The 20,816-nt window shown below is 65.3% G+C and carries 13 protein-coding genes; 11 read left to right on the plus strand and 2 right to left on the minus strand.

Going from position 1 to position 20,816, the window contains the following annotated elements; translation table 11 throughout:
- Positions 1 to 169: 169 nt before the first annotated feature.
- From V6V89_RS28435 to V6V89_RS28445, 3 genes are read left to right on the plus strand one after another with little or no spacing between them, the layout of a single operon-like run.
- Positions 170 to 1,135, plus strand: coding sequence for a restriction endonuclease-related protein (locus V6V89_RS28435; RefSeq protein WP_334622534.1), 966 nt, complete (start codon positions 170 to 172; stop codon positions 1,133 to 1,135).
- On the plus strand, positions 1,132 to 4,479 hold the full coding sequence (locus tag V6V89_RS28440) for a hypothetical protein (protein ID WP_334622535.1): 3,348 nt from the start codon (positions 1,132 to 1,134) through the stop codon (positions 4,477 to 4,479). Before V6V89_RS28435 ends, V6V89_RS28440 begins: the two co-directional genes overlap by 4 nt.
- Before the next feature lie 11 nt (positions 4,480 to 4,490).
- Positions 4,491 to 7,259, plus strand: coding sequence for an RNaseH domain-containing protein (locus tag V6V89_RS28445; protein ID WP_334622536.1), 2,769 nt, complete (start codon positions 4,491 to 4,493; stop codon positions 7,257 to 7,259).
- Positions 7,260 to 7,497: 238 nt separating this feature from the next.
- On the opposite strand, the gene V6V89_RS28450 is transcribed toward V6V89_RS28445, so the two are convergent.
- Both V6V89_RS28450 and V6V89_RS28455 read right to left on the minus strand, forming a co-directional pair.
- Positions 7,498 to 9,765, minus strand: coding sequence for a DUF262 domain-containing protein (locus V6V89_RS28450; RefSeq protein ID WP_334622537.1), 2,268 nt, complete (start codon positions 9,763 to 9,765; stop codon positions 7,498 to 7,500).
- Entirely contained in the window at positions 9,762 to 11,462 is a 1,701-nt protein-coding gene (locus tag V6V89_RS28455) for a DUF262 domain-containing protein (RefSeq protein ID WP_334622538.1), read from the minus strand. Before V6V89_RS28455 ends, V6V89_RS28450 begins: the two co-directional genes overlap by 4 nt.
- A gap of 476 nt (positions 11,463 to 11,938) precedes the next feature.
- Here V6V89_RS28455 and V6V89_RS28460 point away from each other — a divergent pair, with 476 nt between their 5' ends.
- From V6V89_RS28460 to V6V89_RS28495, 8 genes are all read left to right on the plus strand, one after another.
- On the plus strand, positions 11,939 to 12,106 hold the full coding sequence (locus V6V89_RS28460) for a hypothetical protein (RefSeq protein ID WP_334622539.1): 168 nt from the start codon (positions 11,939 to 11,941) through the stop codon (positions 12,104 to 12,106).
- Positions 12,099 to 13,844, plus strand: coding sequence for an HsdM family class I SAM-dependent methyltransferase (locus V6V89_RS28465; RefSeq protein WP_334622540.1), 1,746 nt, complete (start codon positions 12,099 to 12,101; stop codon positions 13,842 to 13,844). The genes V6V89_RS28460 and V6V89_RS28465 overlap by 8 nt, the downstream gene beginning before the upstream one ends.
- Positions 13,832 to 14,470 carry a restriction endonuclease subunit S gene (locus V6V89_RS28470; protein ID WP_334622541.1) on the plus strand — a complete coding sequence of 213 codons (639 nt, stop codon included), beginning with the start codon at positions 13,832 to 13,834 and terminating at the stop codon, positions 14,468 to 14,470. Before V6V89_RS28465 ends, V6V89_RS28470 begins: the two co-directional genes overlap by 13 nt.
- A gap of 187 nt (positions 14,471 to 14,657) precedes the next feature.
- Positions 14,658 to 15,053, plus strand: coding sequence for a hypothetical protein (locus V6V89_RS28475; protein WP_334622542.1), 396 nt, complete (start codon positions 14,658 to 14,660; stop codon positions 15,051 to 15,053).
- A 742-nt stretch (positions 15,054 to 15,795) separates the two neighbouring features.
- Complete coding sequence (locus V6V89_RS28480; RefSeq protein WP_334622543.1) at positions 15,796 to 16,950, plus strand: hypothetical protein; 1,155 nt, start codon at positions 15,796 to 15,798, stop codon at positions 16,948 to 16,950.
- A 47-nt stretch (positions 16,951 to 16,997) separates the two neighbouring features.
- Positions 16,998 to 17,810 carry a helix-turn-helix domain-containing protein gene (locus V6V89_RS28485; protein ID WP_334622544.1) on the plus strand — a complete coding sequence of 271 codons (813 nt, stop codon included), beginning with the start codon at positions 16,998 to 17,000 and terminating at the stop codon, positions 17,808 to 17,810.
- 165 nt (positions 17,811 to 17,975) lie between these two features.
- Positions 17,976 to 19,016 carry a DUF4238 domain-containing protein gene (locus V6V89_RS28490; RefSeq protein ID WP_334622545.1) on the plus strand — a complete coding sequence of 347 codons (1,041 nt, stop codon included), beginning with the start codon at positions 17,976 to 17,978 and terminating at the stop codon, positions 19,014 to 19,016.
- A 1,482-nt stretch (positions 19,017 to 20,498) separates the two neighbouring features.
- On the plus strand, positions 20,499 to 20,816 hold a 318-nt coding region (locus tag V6V89_RS28495; protein ID WP_334622546.1), incomplete at its 3' end, for a hypothetical protein.

The raw sequence follows: 20,816 nt of genomic DNA on the forward strand, positions 1-20,816 counted from the left end.
CGCACTCTCTGACGTCGATCGTGTGCGGCGCGATCAGGCAGTGACTGCGTGCTGCCTGGCCGCCGCGGCGGTCAGCGATGAGGCTCTACCTCCCGGCAAGCGGGGGAAGCTCCTGATGGACTGCCTGGGGGTTCTGGCTTCCGCGCACCGGACGACGAGAGCGCCGTCGATGGCCGAGTTCCGGCGGGGTCTAGCCGGCCCGGTGCGCCTGCTGCTGCCCGGCGACATTCCGGCTGACGAGGTGGGGGATCTTGTTCTGCTCGACGAGGCGGGTCAGTTGCATGACGAGGCTCTTGACCTGGGCCTGGAACATCTCGTGCCTCGTGCGGCCTGGGATGAGCACTGGTCGTGGGCGCGGGTGAGTGCCGAGCAGGAGGAGCGCCGGGTCTACGAGGTGCTACGGCGGCTACCCCCGAAGGAGTACGCGAAAGTGCGGGGGCTGCTGGTTCGGCACACGTCCGGGGAGCTGATCCGGCTCCGTCGGGTTTGGGACGGGATGCTGAGCCAACTGGACTTCTATGAGCCGGTCAGCGCGTGGTCGTGGTGTCAGGTCCGCGGGTACTGGTTCGCATGTCCGCTCTGCCGGTGGCCCATGCGGGTCAACCGGGCCGGTGCGGTGTGGGAGGTGCGCTGCGAGGCGCATGCCCGCGACGGCGTGATCTACACCTGTAACCCGGACCGGGCGGCGGATCGCGCACCGCGCTTGCAGCCGGCGGGAGCCGCCGCGACACCAGTGCGGGCGACGCCCGCCACGGCCGAGCACCTGGCGCTCGCGCGCACCACGTGGCGTTACGTGACGCTCCCCGGGCTGCTGGAGTGTGGACTGCGGGACCACGCCCGATCGCTCGGAGCGCGGGTGACGATGTGGCCGCACAAGGACCGCTACGACCTGAAGATCTCATTGGGCGGCCGGGTGTGGAAGGTGGACGCCAAAGCATGGGCATCGGTGACCAAGCTGGGCGACGCACTTAAGGACACCGATCCGGCCGAACCCGGTCTGATCATCGTGATCCCCGACCACCAGCGAAACAGTCGCGAGCTTCTCCAGAAAATGATCGGCCGGCGCGGCTACCGGGTGTTGACCGGCTCCGGCCTGATCGCCGAACTCACCAGCGGGAAGGCGGCACAGAGGTGAGCGGAACCGGCCCGGGATTGCAGGAGCTTGCGGCACAGATCGCGTGCGCCCTGGCGGAGGCGCTCTGCCCGACCACAGACGCCGCAGGTCGCCGACTGGCGTCGCTCGATCACGCACACATGTTCGCCTCCGGCCGGGTCGACCTTTGGGACGACTGGGAACACCAGCCCGACCGCGTCCGACGGCTGGTTGGACGGTTCCTGCGGATCCGCAACAACGAGTTGGGTTCCCACGGCCGGTTCACCAAGACGGCCCGCGACCTGGTGTACCGGCCGGACAGCCCGTACGCGCTACCGGCCGACGTCCCACGATCGCAAGTGAGGCATCTGCTGCCTCGGCACGGTCAGCAGCCGTTGGACCTTGCCGAGCAACTGGTTAGCGAGGCCGAGGCGAAGTACCTGCAAACGAGACGCCCGCACCCGGTGGCGTCCGGCGGGCGATGGACATTCGGACTTCGCGGCGAGTCCGTGGTCGAGCTGCCCGAGGACATCGCGGCAACGGAAGTCGCCCCCATCGTGATCACGACCGCCCCCGTCCTGGACGTGGTGAAGATCGGCAAGGAGGACCTGTTCGCTCTGGCGGACGAACTCGACGCCGCAGGCCGTGGCGACCCGTGGCAGCGAAACGTGCTCGAAACCCTGTTCGACGGGGTCAAAGAGCTCGACGACGTACCGGTCAGCGACTTGCTACTGCGCAGCGGGAAGATCCGGCTGTTCAACGCGCCCACCGGTGTGGGTAAGAGCGTGTTGACCCGCCTGCTCGCGATCCATCTAGCCCGGCGCGGTATCCCTGTGGCCATCGTCGTAGGCACGATCAACGAAGCCCAGAACACGGCCGACAGCATCGCAGAGCAAGACGCCCACGCCCGGCAGACCGGTGCTGACCTCAGCGAGGATCTTCACGCGTTGGGCAGCCCGCTGCGGTGCGCGACGCTGATCGCTGCCTCGCGCGTGCACGAGAAGGCCGTACACGCCGCGTCCCGCGACGAGTGGCACCGGTTTGACCGGCTGGCCTACGGCTGCGCGCTGCCCGCGTGGCTGGTCGATGGCCCACCTCCCGAGCATGGCAACGAGCCATGCACCTCGCTGCTGCCCCAGCCGGGACCGGATGATCCGGCGACGACGCGCGGCAAGCCGAAGCGGCACGTCTGCCCCCGGTTGAGCGTGTGCGACCGGCACCGAGGAATCCGTGACGCGGCTGGCGCGGACATCATCGTGACCAACCATCACAACCTCATTCACGGCACCGTGCGCCTGCCGGTCAGCATCGACGATGAAACGTATGCGCGGATCAGCGTGCTGGAGCTGGTCATGCGCCGCTGCCCGGTGCTGGTGATCGACGAGATCGACCGTTTCCAGAGCAGCATGTTCGACTCGGGTGCTCGGCAGCTGATCCTGGCCGCGAACACCGGCCTGGCCGACCTTCCCTTGGCCCAGCTCAACGCCCAACGGGTGATGCTGCTGCCGCGCCAGGACCGCAACGTGCTCCCGCCGCTGTCACGCACCACATTCCTGGCCGATCAGTTCCTCAACTACGTGCTCGAAGGCGACCTGTGGCTGGAGGCGGCGCGCTGGCTCGACAACGACGAGTACCGCGACGGCTCCGGCTGGCACATTCCCGGGTCCAACGACCGGCTACTGCTCATGCACCTGTTCGGCGTCGACCAGGCAACCGACGAGGTACCACGCGAGGTCTACAACCAGTTCAACGCCCTGTTCCCCGACAGCAGCGCGGACGACGAAGTCGCCCTGTCCAAGGACATGGCCGCCGTCGCCGCGCGGCTACGGACCCTGGTCAGCAACGACGACGGCATCGACCGCATCCGCGAGGTCAAAGACGACCTCCACCCAATCGTAGGCAAGATCCTCCGCGCAACGGCCCGACGGATGCAGACATCTGCCCCGGACGGGCGCGAGCAGCCGACGCCGGCCAAGGACGTCCCGGTCGCACAGTCACCCAAGTCAGACCGTAGGAAGCCGGTGAAGGAGCCCACCCACGAGGAGATCCGCCGCGAGGTCGTCAACGCGCTTCTGGTCCGCACCTGGCTGGGTGCGCTGCACCAGTCGCTGACCGCTCTGACGTACGCGGTTGGGGCGCCCGATACCGATCTACCGGCCGCCCGTGCGTTGGTCGAGCAGCTCGGCACCTTCGTGCAGCACGCCACCATCCCGTATGGACCGCTGGGGTATCTGCTGTTCGGCTTCCGCATCGACCGGGCTGGTGACGGCGTGCCGCGTGGACAGTTGTCGGTGCAGGCGATTGCCGGCGATCCTCATACCACGGTGGCGCGGCTTGGCGACGTGGTGGCGCTGGCTGCGGCAGGTGTGCGGCGTGTTGTGCTGGGGCTGTCGGCGACCGCGTTCTTCCCCGGCGCTGCCCGCGAGCACATCCACGCGGAGCCCACCTACGCGATGACCGACGCCGCGCCCGGAGCCTTCACCACCCTGCCGGGCCAAGCCCTTGACGGTGATCGAGCGCTGTCAGTGGGCGGACAACTGGAACGCCGCAAGGCCGACCTCATTCAGGATCTCGGCAGGATGCTGTGGGAGCAGCGCCTCGACCAGCACCTGCGTGCGCTGGCCGAGTCCGATCCGGACCGCGAGCGTTGCCTGCTTGTCGGCAACTCCTACCCGCAAGCCGCGTTGCTCGGCGCGAGTATCGCCCGGCTGGTCGCAGAGCCGGGCTGGGTTGCCGTGGTCGTGCCCAAGGAACCCGGACCGGCTAGCGCGTCGATCCCCAGTGGGGTCGTCCGGATCACCGTTGACGACCTGGAGGATCTGCCCCGCAAGTACCCAGCCGTGAAGGTGTGCACCGCGCCGCTGAGCCTGGTGGCCCGGGGCCTGAACATCCTGGTGCCCGGCACCCAACGCTCGGCGCTGGCATCGATTTGGGTCTGCGTACGTCCGGTCATGCAACTCAACGCGCCCGCGGAGATTCTGGCCAGCGTGAACGCCACCGCGCTGGCCGTGGGTGAACCCGGCCAGGATCCGGCGATCGTGCTGGCCGCGCAGCGCCGCGCCGCCTTCGGCCGACTGTTCACACTGCTGTCCAGCGACCCACGCTTTAGCCGACTTCCCAGGTATCTCAAGGCCGAAGCGATCGCTGGCATGCTCGTCGACCTCATCCAGCTCGCCGGCCGCGCACGCCGCGGCGGCACACCGGTCCGGCTGTACCTGGTGGACAACGCCTTCCACGACGCCACCCTCGGCAGCGACCTGCCGAGCCTGCTTCGCTACTACTACAACAGCCTCAGCCCGGACCACCAGGCCGCCCTTGACCGGATTTACGGCTCCACGCTGGGGTCCTGGCTGGAATTCGCCGGCATCGACTACACCCGACCGTGACAGGAGCGTAGGTGACCCCCGGACCCGAAAAGCTGACCCTACTGGCGTATCCGATGACCGCCGACCTACTCGGCACGGTCCACGTCTACGACTTCTCAGACCGCATCCGGCAGGCGTGGGACGAGGTCCGCGAAGACTTCTACGGCGCCACCGGATCCGAGGGCAACCTCCCATACGCCGGCCTGGCCACCGCGCTACGCGCCGTCGGCCGCACCAGCGTCAACTTCGATCCCACCTCGAAGACGGCCCCACCCTTCCGGATGATCACGCGAGATCGGCTCAAGCCCGAGGACCTACACGACGCGATCACCGTATGGCACCAGGCCGTGCTGAAGGTGGCCGACGCCGACATCCGGTTCTCCTTCACCAGCAAGCTCGCCGACCTCATCAGCAAGGTCAAGCCGACCACCGCCCGGCTCGTCGACCACGTCACCCACTGCGGCAGCCAGCCCGACGCACCGAGCTGGGTGTACGCCGCGGCCACCTGGGAAATCGCCCGACGAATCGCGCACGCCGAACAACCGTGGACCATCGACGGCCGGACGGTACACCTGCGCGCCGACACCGACGGCAACCTGATCGTCTGGGATCCCGAACTGCTGTGGGAAGGCCGGTGGAAGCCGAGCGGCCCGCCCTCCTACGCCACACTCCGGGTCGAGCTGAACATGAAGACCCTGCCCTGGATCACCTCGCCCGTCGTGGTGGTCCAGCCGCAGGTCTCCCGCTTGACCCGCTGGGCCAACGCCGCCGGCAACGCGTGGCTCGAACAGCGCGACGCGAGTGCCCCGCTGCTGGTCATCGGCCTGGAGAACCGCGCCATCGAATACTCGTCGCGGGTCGCGCTGAAGGTCTTCGCACAGCTCCGCGGGCAGCCCACACCGATCGTGGGCACCGACTTCGACCTGGCCAGCAAGACCAGCCCGGTGCGAGCCCTGGTACCCAAGTCGGTACGGTTCCCGGTCGGACGAGGCGTCGGGATGCATCTCGTACGGGAGCTGAGCGCGCACATGACCGAGGTGCTGGGCACCGAGCCGGTGACCGCACACAACGTGGCTGGCCACCAGTTCTCCAACGCCGACCGTCGGCGCCTCGACCACGGCCGCGACACCGAACTCCTGCACCCCGATGAGCTGCCCTCGATTGTCACCGCGTCGGGCTGTGAAACCCTGCGGATCCTGGTGCTGTACCGCAACGACCACACCCGAGGCCGGATCCAGCGGCTGCTCGCCTACCACTTCGCCAGGCCAGACCTTGCCGAACAGGGCATCGAGGTCGGCACGAAGGTACGCCTCGCCGAACGCGTCGAAGTCATCATGCAACCCGCCGGCGACCTACTCGACCACGGAGAGCACGACAAGCGCCCAGCACTCGTCGACGCCCTGATCGGCATCGACGCGCCAGAAGGCACCCGAACGGTGGCGCTGTGCGAGACCGCGTACGACGAAGAAGAATGGGCAAAGCTGCGGAAGCTCGCCCGCCGCTCGAACAGCGGCGTCACGAGCCCGGACCTCACCGATGCGAAGCCGCACGTCAGTCGGCTCCTGGCCGATCGAAAGGTCGCCGCGCAGTTTCTCGCCACCGGCGCCGACCAGATTGATGCGGACAGTGGCGAGCCTGACGTACCCACCACGGACGATGAAGACATCACCGATCCGCTGAACCCCGACCTCCTCACCGACGAAGCAGAGGCGGACCCCCTCACGGCCCTCGGACAGGCACTCCGGCGCGACCACGCCGGTCACAACGCCGTCGCCGACATGCTGCGTACCGCAGGGCTGGTACACCCACGCCTCGGTCGAGCACTCTCGTACGGCCGCCTGGGCACCACAGAACCCATGGCATACGTCGGACTCCACGTCCGCGAGCAGCGCGGAGAACTACGCCGATTCGGCAAACCGCGGCTCAGTTGGTCACTGGTCGCCCTGCTTCCCAACGGAGAGCACTGGAGGGTGAAGGCGTACGTACCGAAAGCCCACCCACGAGGCGGCCGGACCGGATGGCTCGACTACACCGGCGCCAACGTCGCGTTCCGCGCCAACCGGCTCCCGGAGGGGCGACGGACGGACGCCGACTTCGTCGAGGCCGTCGACGTTGCCCTTGCCCAGCTTGCCGAGGCAATCGCCGGTGGCGCCGGCTACGTGCTCTTCGTGTCGGGTGAGAACGCCCGAAGCCTGTGGGCCAGATTGGCCAACAAGAACCTCGAACGCGAACCGGACGACTCCGGCAATGTCGATGGCCGCCCGCTGCTTCCCGGCCTTCGGCTCCCACGACTCCACCGCCCACGCGCCATCGTTCGCGTCACTTCTGGCTCCGCCGAGATCCCGCGTCCGGTGCAGGTGATCCGGCCGAAGCTCGTCGATGGCAGAGAGATAGGAACGGTCGTCAAGACCACCCGGGCGCTCTACCAGTTCGATCACGCCAAGGACACCTGGGTCCTGTCCAACGTCCCACGGCAGTTCGACGGTGGAACCGTCCACAGCCGTGCCGGCAGCAAGTACACCCGATGGAGCGCAACCGGCGCGGAGCAACGCAAGACCTGGTACGCCCACACCCCGACTGAGATCCTCGTCGCCCACTACGACACCGACCCCTTGCGCTACGCCGTCCTCGCCGCGCGACTCTGCCATCACGCCCTGTCCTGGGAAGGCCGGACCAGCTACCCCGCTCCAGTCCACCTCGCCATCCAGATGGACAAAGACCACCCCGAGTACCGCCGCACCGTCGACATCACCGACCAGGTCGACCCGGAAGAGGAGGGCGACACCAATAACAACTCGTAGCGCACAGCCGCCGCTGTGTCCGAACAGGGGTGTAAATCAACGCCTGAACATCCCTCTGCGGCTGTACCGGCGATGTCGTAGCTGTGGCAGCCAAATCTTCTGGCTGGGTCGCATTTGACCTGACAGTCGGTGTCTGGGGGTGCGAGTGCGGCGGGTGGAGTCGGCGGCCGTTGGACCGGGCGGATCTGGCAGAACCAGGGACCGGCCTTGCCTGGTGCTCACTCAGGTGACCTGACGCCTACAGGCCGGCTTGCACCAGATCGCGCAGGAACGCCGCCCCGGCGACAACGCGATCAATCGCGTCGACGAGGCCGAGGGCGCCTTCCTGCTGGGGGATCGAGAGCATGACGGCCCCGTCCACGGTGCGCACGAGCCCGTGCTGCTCGAAGACTACGGCGAACTTTGCCTTTGTGGCCTCATCGTCGGGAACATCGAGCGCGAAGCCGACGTCGATGCTGCGCATGCCGACGCCGCTTTGCACCAACCGCAGCCAGCGGGCATTCGTCTCGTAACCGGTGAACCAAGGGTCCTCGACCCGATTGCCGACGCCGCTGGACTGCCAGACCTGCAGCAGTATCGGGTCGCGGTAGTAGCCGTTGAGCCGCGTCGTGCGCAGCATGCACATGGAGTAGCCGAGCTGACCGTCGACACCGTAGTAGATGCCGGTCGTGCCGGTTCGCATGGACGGGTATTTTACGAGGTAGTAGCGCCAGTCGAAGGTCTTGGAGTCCTCGCGCTCGGCCAGCCACGCGCCGATCACATGCTCGAAGTAGTCGCCGGGGTCGCTGTCGCTGCCGGCCAGGCCGTCCAGCAGGTGGCCGAGGACGGTTCGTATCGACTGGAGGCCCCGGTACGTGGTCCCGGTGAGGAGATCCCGCCATACGGCCTCGTTGTCGGCGGAGCCGAACTGCCACGACCCGGAGTTTGGTCGCTGGCGCTGATAGTCGCCGAAGGTGAGGAGCGCGCCGGTCAGACCGAGCCATTGCCGCCGGTCCGCGAGCGCGGTCTCGAGTGCTCGCGCGCGTCGCGTGAAGGTTTCGCTGTCGAGCTCGAACGCGCTCAGCGCGCCCCGTAGAATTGGATGGTCTTCCAGCCTGAAGAGGGCGGGCGCGAGTTCGGAGTTGGCTTCAAGGAACTCATGCTTGCGGCGTTCGTCGTCGATCTGGTTGCCACTGAACCTAGTCACGGCGTCAAGGTCGCCGTTGACGATTAGCTTCTCGACGTCCTTGACCAGGGCCGGCATGTAGCTAGCGCGCAGCTCATTCTCGGAGGCCGCGATGAGGTTGCGCAGTATGCGGAGCCGGCGGGGGAAGTCTTCGGTGCCTTCGATCAGGTGCAGGAGGAACGCGTACAGCAGCAGGCGCTGCGGGGCAGCCAGGTTTCCGGGACCGCGCCGGAGACACTGCCCGAACGGGTCGGTGCCGGCACCGCCGAACTGCACGACCTTCCGCCAGTCGTAGCGATCCTGGCCGGGCAGCACCGTCGACAGCACATCGCTGAAGGTCGCAGCGATGTGGGCGGCGTTCTTCCAGTTGTCGAACGCGCCGAACAGGAAATCGATGTGGTCGCCGGCGCGCGGGTTAGCCTCGCCGAACACGGCGCGTGCCCGGCGGCCAAGCTGTCCAGATTCGACACGGCCCTCGCGGAGTTCGCATAGTTCGGTGATGTAGCCGAGATAGTTGAAGAACTCGTCGTCAACGAGGTTGTCACCGCCGTGGTACGGCCACAGAAGGTCCGACCACGGCCCGTCGATCTTGTGCGCGAACTCGTCGGCTCGGTCGGAGTGCCGGATGTCCTGCTCGAAGCGTGCCTTGAAATTCTCGAACGGCGTGAGCGGCTTGCCCCGGGAGTTCATCTTGATGTAGAGGTCCTCGTCGGATGCCATGTCGTCCAGCGGCAACACGTAGAACGACACGGCGGGCGACTCGGCGTGGGTGAGGCGGTCCCACATGGCCTGCGGATCGTGGTCAGGATGGAGGCGCCGAAGTTGTTCATGGATCGAGTCGACCATCACGAGCATGGCCTGGATGGTCGGGTCGTTGTGCCACACGTGTAGGTACCACGCCTGGTCGGTGATCCAGGTCGACGGCGCATGCGCGGCCGGGGGCAGCGGGTTGGCGGCCAGTCGCTGGCAGAAGAGGCGCGCGCTCGGGCGCGTTGCGTAGGAGAACCGGGTCCAGGCCGCCCCGGCGTCCAGGCAGCCGGCCGCCGAGGCAAGGTACCAGTGCAGTAGGAACAGCGTGGTCAGCCGCTGCTGCCCGTCGAGGGGACAAAACGTCGTGCCCTCGATCCGGCCGTACACGAAGTCGAGGCCGACTGGCTCACTCCCGGCGATCGCGTCGAGCAAAACCTCCAGGAAGTCGACGCGGATCTCCCGCGCCCGGTCGTCCTGACGGCCCTGGGCGTAGTCACGCTGGATGAGTGGAATCTCGACGCCACCGATGTCCGGCCCACCTTCGGGCCGGGCAGTGAAGAGGCCCACATACGACGTCAGGTAGCCCTTCACGGCGTCACCTCCGCGTCGGGCAGCAGGTAGGCGTGCAGCACGTCGAGCATCTCGGCGAAGTAGTGCTCCCGGTCGTCGGCACTCCAGAAGTGCATCTGGTGCTCGCCGGCCGGCGAGTAGTACTTGAGGAACACGTTCCTGGTGCACACCGGGATGTACGACCCCTTCCGATCTCGGTCGATCATCACGGCCCGCTTCACGGCGAACACGGAGTTGCGCAGCGCGCTGTTGTCGCTCCGCTCAAGCAGCGCCAGGTTGGCGATCGAGTCCACGCCGCCGACACCCGAGGCATCGGGCGAGAGCAGCGCAGTCAGTTCCCGTTCGCACGCACGGAAGTTGGCTTCTGTGATGGCCGAACTGGCCAGCACCGAGTCGACCCGCTCCAGCACGGCCATCTTTGTGGCCGGGTCGACGTCGTCGAGGATCAGCAGCGCCTTGCGGTGCAGTTGCAGCCACTGCGTCCACTGCGCCACCGTGCTGAGCTGTTCGGCGTTCTGCGCGTGAATGTGCTCCAGCGACCACCGCCCGGCGGCGTGCTCTCGGAAGGAGTACCGCTCGGAGGAGCCTCTCCTGCGTCGGACGGTCTCGACGTTCATCAGCAGCAGCGCCCGGCCTGCCTTGTCCTCCTTGTCGTAGCCGAGCTCCCGCAGATCGGCCTCAGACAACCGCAGCCGGTCCCGCACCAGTCGGTCAAGGTCGCTCTCGAACCTCGACTTGGTCTTGTTCCTGGCGAGATCGATCAGGCCACGCAACGACGCACCCTGCGCCACCAGGAAACCGATCTTGTGGAAGAGGTCGCGGTTCTCGTACCACCCCACCACCAGGGAATGCAGGTCGACCACCTGGTTCCAGAACTCCTGCGGTCGGTCCGCGATCTGTTTCCTGAGCGTCTCGAAGGTGTGGAACGGCGGCCGTTCGCGGCCGAGAGGCCCGCCCGCAATGCTGTCCAGCAGCAAGCTGATGTGCGTCGGGCTGGATGACGCCGTACCGGTGATGAACGCCCACAGCTCCGGGTTGCGCAGGTCGCGCTCGATGCCATCCCACTGCGCCGCGATCTCCAGCGCACGGTCGGTCACGCCGGGACCACCGCGGCTTCGCGACAGCAGGAGGGCCTTGACTAGCTCGGCGTCCGTGAGCGGAATGCGGCCGACGTTCAGCCGGGTGAACAGCGTGACGGCGTCCAGGTCGTCTGTGGCCTCGTACCAGATGACTCGCACCTGCTCGAACAGCGCGCCGTAGAACTTGTTTGCGACGTACTGGCGCCGGCCGCCGTGCGCGTCGAACCAAGCGCGGATGCACTGGTAGGACTCGTGGATGTGGAAGAAGTCGATGTTCTGCCGGCTCTGCTCCGGATCCAGTTCCTCCAGGTAGGCGGCGCTTCCCTCCCTCGTCTCGTACCGAAGGGAGTAACCGGCACCGGTGCTCTGCAATCCCTCGCGCCTCATGAACTGAAAGATCAGGAACAGTGTCGTGAGCCGCTGCTGGCCGTCTACCAGCTCCCATTCGTTACCGTGCGGCTTCAGAACCACCGGCTGGAGATAGTACGGCTCGTCGCGGCTTCCCCAGATATCGTCGAGGAGCCGGCGCACCTCGACCGCGCCCCACCGATAGCCGCGCTGGTAGGCGGGAACGTAGAACCGGCCGGAGATGTCACCCACCAGCCTGGGCTCCAGATGGGCGTCACCCGCGGGTGTCATCACGGATCCTCATGGTAGTGGAGGCGTCCCTGGCCAAGCGCTCTCCTCGGCGGCTCATAGTCCGGTGATCGCCACCAGTGCTGCGCGGCCTGGACTTGGTGACCGCGCAGCTGGACCCGGTACTGATCGGGGTGGGGACGTTTGTTTGTGGACGCAGTGCGTCAACCGAGAGTCAGACCTGCCGGTCCAGGTGGTCGAGGTGGTGCGGTGGGCACCGCACGGCATCGCCGCCCGAAACGGGGCAACGTCACCGTGACGGTCATCGGCGAGTGACCTAACCAGCTGCGGCGCAACTGCCGCAGCCGCGTGTATCGACGCGCGTTTACGCATACGGGGAACTATCGCCTCCGGCTTCGGCTCAGGGAGGAAACAGATTAGGGCGTACCATGGCTACGCGCTGGCCCGCGTGAGAATGCCTGCCTACGGTCAACTCCATGGCAAGCGCATCAGAGGAGGAGCCGGGCATGGTTGCCAGGTTGATCGACGTGTTGGGGACCGTTGACGCACGGATTGTTGTCCCGACGGTGGTGCTGTTCGTCGGCTTCGTCGGATGGGTGATCTTGAACGAGGGTCGCACACACCGCCTGGAGCGGCTGATCCGCGCCTTCCGAGGTCCGGACAAGGGAGACCGCGACGGTGTTTGACCCCGGCCGGCGCGTGCCGGAGAACCCCGGAGAACAGTCCTTGATGACCCGGGCACAGATCGCCCAGGCGGCCGGGGTCACGGAGCAGGCCGTCAGCAAGTGGGCGCATCGGCACTCCGACTTTCCCAAGCCGATCCAGGGAGATCAGCAGATGGTGTTTCCCGCCGTCGATGTCGCGGCATGGCTTGACCGCCGCAAGGTCCAGAAGAGTGACCTGGGGGCGAATGAGGCACCCGGCGTGACCTACGGTCACCGGTTCCGCAGCGCGACCGGCCTACACACTGCTGTTCTCCGCGCGGAATCCGCAGTCCGCTCACCGGTCGCCCGGCTCAAGACCGGCCTGTGGAAACATCTGGAATCCGGCTACGACCAGAGCGAAGACCCCAGCATGTACCAGGAACTGGTCATGTCGCTGGTTGGCGTTCAAGCGATGACTCCGGACGGATGGGCGCTGATCGCGAACGCACCTGCGCAGCGGATCTCCGAGGTCTTCCGTCACGTCTGGTATGCGCAGCCGTTTGCCCACATCATGCGCACCGACATGATAAACAAGATTACGGAGGACGGGTGGTGGCGAAACCGTCTCAGCGCCACCGTCGACGCTCTGCGGAGGCACGTCCTGCCCGGCCTTGATCCGCAACCGGTCGAGAAGGCCGGGCGGATGACAGCGCCAGACGCGTTTGACTTCCTCCTCGACCGGTTCGCGCAAGCCCGCCACCGCAGCACCGACGAATACCTGACCCCGGCAGAAGTGGCCCGGCTGATGGTGCGGCTCGCTGATCCCAAGCCGGTCGACAGAGTGCATAATCCGTGCTGCGGGTCCGGCGAGATCCTGACTGCGGTGTTGGCGCATCAGCGACCGTCCGGACTCGGCCCAATACCGCCGGGCCGGGTCAGCGGTCGCGCCCTAGCCGCACGGACCTGGCGTCTCGCCGTCATGAACGCCGCAGTTCACGGCGCGCCTATCGACCTCGGCGACCAGCCGCCCGACCATCCCACCGTGATCGACATAGGTGTCGGCCCCTACGAGGTCATCGTGACGAACCCACCGTTCAAGATGGACGACTGGCAGCCCTCGGCAGCCTTCCCACCCGCAGCCTGGCCCTACGGCGAGCCGCCCCGCCACAACGCGAACTTCGCCTGGCTGCAACTAGCCGCAACGGCCCTGGCTCCCGCAGGCAGGGCCGTCGTCATCATGCCCAACACCACAGCCTCCAGCCGGAACCCCAAGGACAAGCAGATCCGCGCCACCATGGTGACGCGAGGCGCCGTGCGCTGCGTCATCGAGCTGCCCGGCCGACTGTTCCGGGAGACAACGAGTCCAATCACTTTGTGGGTTCTCGGCCGTCCCGAGGAGCGACGGCACCATAAGGTCCTGCTGATCGACGGGAAAGAGGCCACAGAACGCGACGGCGCCACACACCGCGTCCTCACCGACGTCGGCAGCGACACCATCGTCGCCCTCTACCAGGAATGGCTCGAAGGCAGCGGCGACCTGCTCCAGCGGGTCAACAGCGTGACCGCGACGGCGGTCACCGTCGACCGACTCGAACAGACCGGCTACGACCTGCGCGCGGCGGCCTACCACCGCCCTGCCGCGCCGGACACTGCGCTGGAACCGCGAGCGACGACCGTCGTCGACCTGCGCGCCATCCTCCGAACGCTCGACATCACGGCCGCCACCGCCAACCGCGCCCTAGACCAACTCCTCGATCGGTTGCACCCATGGAACCACTGATCAGCCCCACCCCCGCCAACTGGCAGCATCGGCGACTCGACGAGGTCTGCACCGTACAAGCCGGACCTGGCGGATCAGTCCTGAAGGCGGCAGACCGGGTCGCCTCCGGCATCCCCGTCGTCAATACCACCGACATCAGCGACGGCCGCATCACGTCAACACCGGCCTACATGGTGAGCCGTGACAAAGCACGACGTCTCGACCGGTACGAGCTTGCCGAAGGCGACATCCTGCTCGCCCGGCTCCGCGCCACCACCAGCCATGCCCTTATCACCACAGCCGAATCGCGGTGGCTGATGGGCAGCTCCACCATCCGGATCCGCGTCACCGACGCCGCCCGCTCGGCTCTCCTGCCGTGCTACCTCGACTGCTACCTGAGACACCCATCGGTTCACGACTTCCTCACCGGCCAGATCCAGCAAGGCGTCGTGCCCAGTCTCACCAGCGAAATCGTCAGCAGGCTACCCCTCGCCCTACCCCCGCTGGAGATCCAGAACATCGTGGTCAAGGTCGCCGCAGCCATACACGACAAGATCCAGGCGCACGAACAGGTCATCCAAGCCGCACGCCAACTCCGAGACGCGCTGATCCCGCAGCTTGTCTCCGGTGAGGTCACAGCCTTGTAGGGGTTGTGGCCTAAGCCATCAGGCGCCCTAAAAGTCCCCCCCGTGATCACCAACCTCTGTCGAGACCTGCTCAGAAGACGAGCTGATCGAGGAGGTCCTGCTGCCGCTGTTCCGACAGCTCGGCTTCCACCGGATCACCGCGGCCGGTCACAAGGACAAGGCCCTGGAATACGGCAAGGACGTCTGGATGCGGTACACGCTGCCGACCCAGCACGTGCTGTACTTCGGTATCCAGGCGAAGAAGGGCAAGCTTGATTCGTCTGGGGTGACGAAGACGGGGAACGCCAACGTCGCCGAGATCCACAATCAGGCCCTTATGATGCTCGGTCACGCAATCTTCGATCCTGAGATCGGCAAGAGAGTTCTCGTTGACCACGCCTTTATTGTCGCGGGTGGCGAGATCACCAAGGCTGCCCGCAACTGGCTCGGCAACAAGCTCGATGCCTCCAAGCGTAGTCAGATCCTTTTTATGGACCGCACCGATATCCTCAACCTGTTCGTCGTTACGAATCTGCCATTGCCGAGTGCGGTCTGGCAATGGCCCGCTCCAGTTCCATCCTCTGACGACCCGCCACCGTTCTAGTCGTAGTTGTATGGCGGGACGCGCTCACCGCAGTGACAACAGCGCGTCATTGCACCGTCAGAGAAGTCGAAGTCCAGGAATACTCCGGGGTTGGCACGGCCCATCACGGTGGACTCCGTCTCACATCCCTCTGGACACCGTTCACCGTCCGGCACTTCGCGCTGCGGAGGGTAGACGGTACAGGGCGGCAGGCCCAGGCGCGGGTCGTGCGGTTCCGAGCAACCCTTGGGACACGGGCGCGCGATAGCCGGGTTGAAGGGTGTGCACGTCTGGCAGCTCTTTGGATCTAGCTCCCGGCCAGGGTAATGAGGACACTCGCGCCGTGGTGGGAAGTCCTGGCCGTCGCGTGGCCGGATGTAGCCGGTGTTAGCTGGCCAGAGTCGGTAGGTGCAGTTATAGCAGTTGGTATGGAGGTACCACTCGGCCGTGTCCCTGCTGAGCTGAGCATCCTCCGGAATGAAGGCTCCGCACCCGGTCTTCACCTCGTCAGGCGTTACATGAATCTTCCTCGGAGTCTTGCGGAGTCGGGCAAGCTTCATCTGTCGGACCTTTCAAATGGGAAGCGATGCCTGAAGCGTGGGCCAAGATAGCGAGCCGGTACGACACTTCTGCGTCGTAGCTGCGCGGGCGATCCACTTACTACGGGTGGCAGAGCAGCGCCTGATGCGCCGGTACGGATGCAGGCGCTAGGGGCTGGGGTGCTGGCTATATGATCATCAGTCGGTCTGCAACAGGAGTAAAGGTGTTCCACGCACAGCCAGCGCCCACGTCGCCGGCGGCAACCGCGGTCGTCACGCCGACGCCAGCCGTCGAGGTCTCGCCATCCGTCGTGCCCGCCACTGGCAGCCCGCTACCTCTACCCGCGGAAGCTGTCGACGGCACGCCTTTGCTCTCCACGCTCGTCCAGTCCGGTGCTGCGCTGGTGGCGATCATCGCCGGTCTCCTGATCGCTCGGCTCGTCGCCCTGGTCGGTGAGCGCAGCTCGCTGGAACGCCGCGAGCGCGAGCTGGCCGAACTATCTGTCGCGCGTCGCGATGAGTACGCCGAGATCCACCGTGCTCGCCTGGACGAGGACGGTGGCACTTTCATCGAATATGCGCTCGATCATGTCTTTGCAGAGAAAGAGCCAACCTTCGAGAAGGCTTACGCGTCCTACGATGACGAGCTTAAAGACGGCGAGGAGTTGCGTACCTATTACGATCAGGCCGTCGCTGCCACAACATTGGTGATGACCGAGGCGAAAAAGGCGGGCCTGTTGGATGAAGGAAGACGTACATGGTCGAACGAACAAGAACGCGATGGTTTCCTGCAACGATTCCCGGATGGCGTCGAGCGGCGCGTTGCGGCTAGAATTGCCAGATTGCTCGAAGCGGAGTGGGAGACACACCGGAGAAAAGACGCCGCACGGACAAGGCGTGGGTCCGGCCTCTTTGGATTGCTTCCCAATACTTCGTGGGAGCTACCTCAACTTGACCGTGAGTCATGGAGCAAAGCGACTCGCGGCATTAAGTCTGCCCCGTATCTTCAGTTGCGCGCGAACGAGTCGGCTGCGAAGCAGGCAATGCAAGACACGGAGCGTGACCGGAGCCACGCACGAGAGGCTCTCGCTGGCGTAAGCAAGCCGGAAGGACTCATCGTCGCCGTCCTACTTCTCGCCGGAATAGCGGTGGCGGGTATGGTTCTTCCGCTGATGGAGATGACCAACGGCGAAACCGCATTGTCTACTACTAAGCGGTGGATATATACGGGACTCTTCCTTCTCAGCCTGGCCGCCTTCTTCGCTTACCTGATCGTGGAGATTGTTCGCCTCAACAAGCCGCCGAGAGCAGGACATGACAAGGCCGCAGCGCGAAAGGGGGAACGGGTTACCGACGCGTCCGTGCCTCATACCTCTTAAGCGCAGCATTCAGGAGAGCAATGCAGTAATCCGCCAGTTGGCGGAGCTTGTGGCTTGGGGAACGTCTGCGCCAGCTCCGCGAGGAGCGCGGTCTGACGCTCAGGCTCGTCGCGGAACACTTGAACCGCGACCCGTCCGCACTCGCCCGTTATGAAAAGGCGGAGTGGCCCATCCCGCGCGCCGACGTGGTGAACCTGCTGGAGCTGTACGGCATCCACGACTCGGCTCAGCGCGACCGGTCGCTACGCTTGGCCGAGAACGTCTGGCCTACGCATCGCTGGAGCCCGGAGCCCGACGACGATGCGGACGCGTCATTCATCGACCTGCCGTGGCTGGCGGCGCGCGCCGAGCGGCTGTGTCTGTCCGATCCCGGCATGGTGCCCGAGCCCGTGCAGACGCCGCGGTACAACGAGCTGGTAGCCCGCTTCGCCCAGCCCGGCAGCAAGGACGCGCGCTCCAGTGAACAGCGCCGCAACCTTCAGCGCGCCTTGGCTGCCGCTGACATAAAAATCGAGGCCGTCGTTGACGAATGGGCGCTCCACCGGACGGTTGGCGGCGTAGAAACGTTACGCGCGCAGCTTGTCAACTTGCGTGACCTCCAGCAGGGCGACAGGGCGGTCATCCGCGTGCTGCCAAGCGAGGTTGCGATCCACCCCGGCCTCAGCGGTCGGTTCTGGCTGTTCGAGATGCCGCACCCGTACCCGCCGGTCGGGTACGAGGATGGGCTGGGTGGACAGCACTACGTCGAGGCACCGCAGGCCGACCGCTTCGCGGATGCTTATCACCAGCTTGCCGATGCAGCCCTGGAGCAGAACGAATCGGCTGAGCTGATAGAGGAACGGATCAAGGCACTGGCCTAGAAGAACAGGCGGGGATGCTGCCGCGTCTCTCGGCGGCATCCGTGCCCCTGACTCGATCCTTGCATCCAGACACGGCGAACGTTTCTTGGTTGCGGGTGTTGTCCGGCCTGTCTACCGTAGGCACGCCGAACGCGGTGGGTTACTGGACGTTATTGGGCGGTACGCATGGCAGGCAATGACGAAGAGGGCCGAGCGGAAGAGTGGCCGTTTCCCGGAGACCCGAATGTAGGCGTCGGGAGTCGTCACCACATCGTTCCTCGCTTCTACCTTGAGCGGTGGGCCAATACGGCCCGCCAGATCGAGGTAGTGGAGAAGCCGGGCGGTGACAGACGCCGTGTCAACATTAAGGAAGCGGGCGCTGAGAAGGACTTTTACACCTTCATTGACCTGAAGGGCGGGTTCTCGGGTTACCTAGAGCAACTTCTGTCCCATATCGAGGGCCGGGCAAGCTCCGCAATTTCGAACATCGTCCATCCTACCTTCGGCATTTTCCCGCCCCCACCAGATGATAAGCATGCCCTTGCAACGCTGCTTGCGTTTCAGGCGGTGCGCGGCAAAAGGACGAGGAAGTCGATTGAGCTGCAAGCCGATTTGTTGACGCGACTGCAACTGTCAGGTATCGACGAAACGCAAATAGTTCAACGCATGCGCCAGCAGGGTGAGGAGCCAACGGAGGATCGCGTACGGGAGGCGGCCGAATTCGTTCAGAACCTCGATGAATATAGGTTCGTGCCCGATCCGAACGATCATCTCAGGATAATGGGCGAGGCTTCCTTTAGAATTTACAAGATGCTCATGCGTCGCCACTGGTATCTGGCGGAATTTTCCGGCCCGCTATTGCTCACTTGTGACGAACCCGTGGTTCGCTATACCAGCCGTCCTAACCCCTTGAGGGGAATCGGGTTTCTGAATGCGGAAGAGATCTGGTTTCCGCTCAGCCCTAGGCTTCTCCTTATCCTGTGTTTGGATGTCCAACCGCTGCCACCCAAGTTCCCGGCATCTATTGAAACGGCAGTTACCGCCAACCAGATGTTGGCGCACAATGCCTACCAGTACATATACCTGCACCCAAATCACGATGTTCTGCCTGAAATACCGCCTGATGAGGCAGTGTTCAAGGTGACAGCGGCTGGTTTTCCAATGCTGGAACGGTACAACGAGCCGCCATACGACAAGAGAACGCAACGGCGACGAAAGCAAAAGTAGCGCTGCCGTAGCTAAAGCTTCCAATTGCGGCTCGCTTCCGTGGAGGAAGAGTCGTTACCCCATGACTTGTCTTTGCCTGGCAATCCCTGGGGCGGTTCCGGGCCGTCGTGCTGCCACTGATCCGGCGGCGGCCCGGCCGCCCCGATGGCGAAGCACCACCCGCTCACGGTGCGCCGCCAGGCGTACCAGGATTGGCCGTTCTTAGACACCCTTATCGTGATACCCGGCTCCGCTGGCAACCCTGATCGGTGAAGTCGTTGCCGAACTTCTCCAGTAGATCCGCCTGGTACCGCTTGCCGTGGTTCCGATACCACCCCATCTGGCACGTGCCAACCAGTTGAGTGCGTGCATCGTCTCCTTGAACTCCCGTCGGTCGAGACGGCGGCCATCGTTGTCAACGCCATCCGACCCGGCGTAGCGGTGTAACCGTTCCTGCTCCTCAGCGGCTGCGTGTTCGGCAGTGCGCCGGGAGGTTATGAAGTCCGCAACGACCCGGCGTGCAGCCTTGAAGTCCGAGGCTGCGGCCGCCTGGTGCGCCCAGTTCCAATTAAAGGCGTTGACCGCACGGTGCCGGAAGTGGAGCTTGGCGAGGATGGCAAGCTTGGCGCGGCGTCGCGCGCGGCGATCTTCGGTTGCGAAGTCAACGCCGCCAGGTCCACCGGGTTCGATCCCAGCAAGGTCCACCGGGTTCGAGTGGCCGCCTATCGCGAGGCGTCTGCAGCTCACTCCCCCACGAGACACATCGCCGGTCTTACTACCCCTCGCCGGTAGCGCCCAAGCGGCGTCTACGACGACGAACGCAGCGTCGTCGCTGGACGTGCCGCGTTCCCATGTTGTACGGGACCCGCCTTGAAGGCGAACCTCCACGCCGGCCCGCATCTGTAGCGTGACCAGCCGAAAGTCTCCAAAATTCCGGAGCCGGCAGGCGCCGTCGCCTGGTCCGTAGGGGGATTCGAACCCACACCGCCTCGATCCGCCCGCACAATAATCAAACTTGCACTTCCGCAAGTCCGTTCGCTACCCGGGTCGGCGGCCCGCACGTCACCGACTAAATCTGGAACGACCGTTGTCTGCTAACCCGCTCGACCGGACCAAGCGGCGTCGCCGAGTTCGGCTACAACGCCGAAAGCAGCCTCATCAGCTGCTACGGCGGCGGCTTCGCCGATGGCGCACAGCGCGACCGGATGCTGTTCTGGTACGTGCAGTCCGCCCTCCGCGGCCGATTCGCCGGCTCCACGGAGACCATGCTGACCCAGGACTACGACGCGCTCAACCGGGACGGCATCGACGGCTTGATCGCTAGCCTCACCCGGTGGCGCGGTGGCAAACTCACCATCGACGGCCAAGACTTCGAAGGCTTCGGCAAAGGCTCCCGGTTCTACCCGCTGCTGTACCTGCTGACCCGCGTGCTCGACGCCCGCGACTTCGGCACCGGCCTACCACTGAAAAGCGAGATCCTCGGACACCCTCACCTCGCTCCAGGTGCACCACATCTTCCCCAAGGCGTTGCTCTACAAGACCGGCTACCACCGGGCCGAGGTCAACGCGGTCGCCAACTTTTGCTTCCTCACGCAGCAGACCAACCTGTCGATCGGCAAACGCGCGCCTGAGGACTACTTCGCCGACGTGCAGGAAAAGCATCCCGGCGCGTTGGAGAGCCAGTGGATCCCGATGGACCACGAACTGTGGAAGGTCGACAACTATCTCGACTTCCTCGCCGCTCGGCGAGAGTTGCTCGCTAAGGGCTGTCTCGTAACTCGGTCGATGCGTTTGGTCGACGGCGGTCGGTGGTCAGCCGGT

The sequence above is a fragment of the Micromonospora sp. CPCC 206061 genome (genome assembly GCF_036906915.1).
GTDB lineage: Bacteria > Actinomycetota > Actinomycetes > Mycobacteriales > Micromonosporaceae > Phytohabitans.

What these genes read in the sequence shown, in the direction of transcription:
- V6V89_RS28435 (WP_334622534.1), top strand. Translation starts at nt 170, where the DNA reads ATGGCCGAGTTCCGGCGGGGTCTAGCCGGCCCGGTGCGCCTGCTGCTG.
- V6V89_RS28470 (WP_334622541.1), top strand. Translation starts at nt 13,832, where the DNA reads ATGGAACCACTGATCAGCCCCACCCCCGCCAACTGGCAGCATCGGCGA.
- V6V89_RS28475 (WP_334622542.1), top strand. Translation starts at nt 14,658, where the DNA reads ATGCGGTACACGCTGCCGACCCAGCACGTGCTGTACTTCGGTATCCAG.
- V6V89_RS28490 (WP_334622545.1), top strand. Translation starts at nt 17,976, where the DNA reads ATGGCAGGCAATGACGAAGAGGGCCGAGCGGAAGAGTGGCCGTTTCCC.
- V6V89_RS28455 (WP_334622538.1), bottom strand. Translation starts at nt 11,462, where the DNA reads ATGACACCCGCGGGTGACGCCCATCTGGAGCCCAGGCTGGTGGGTGAC.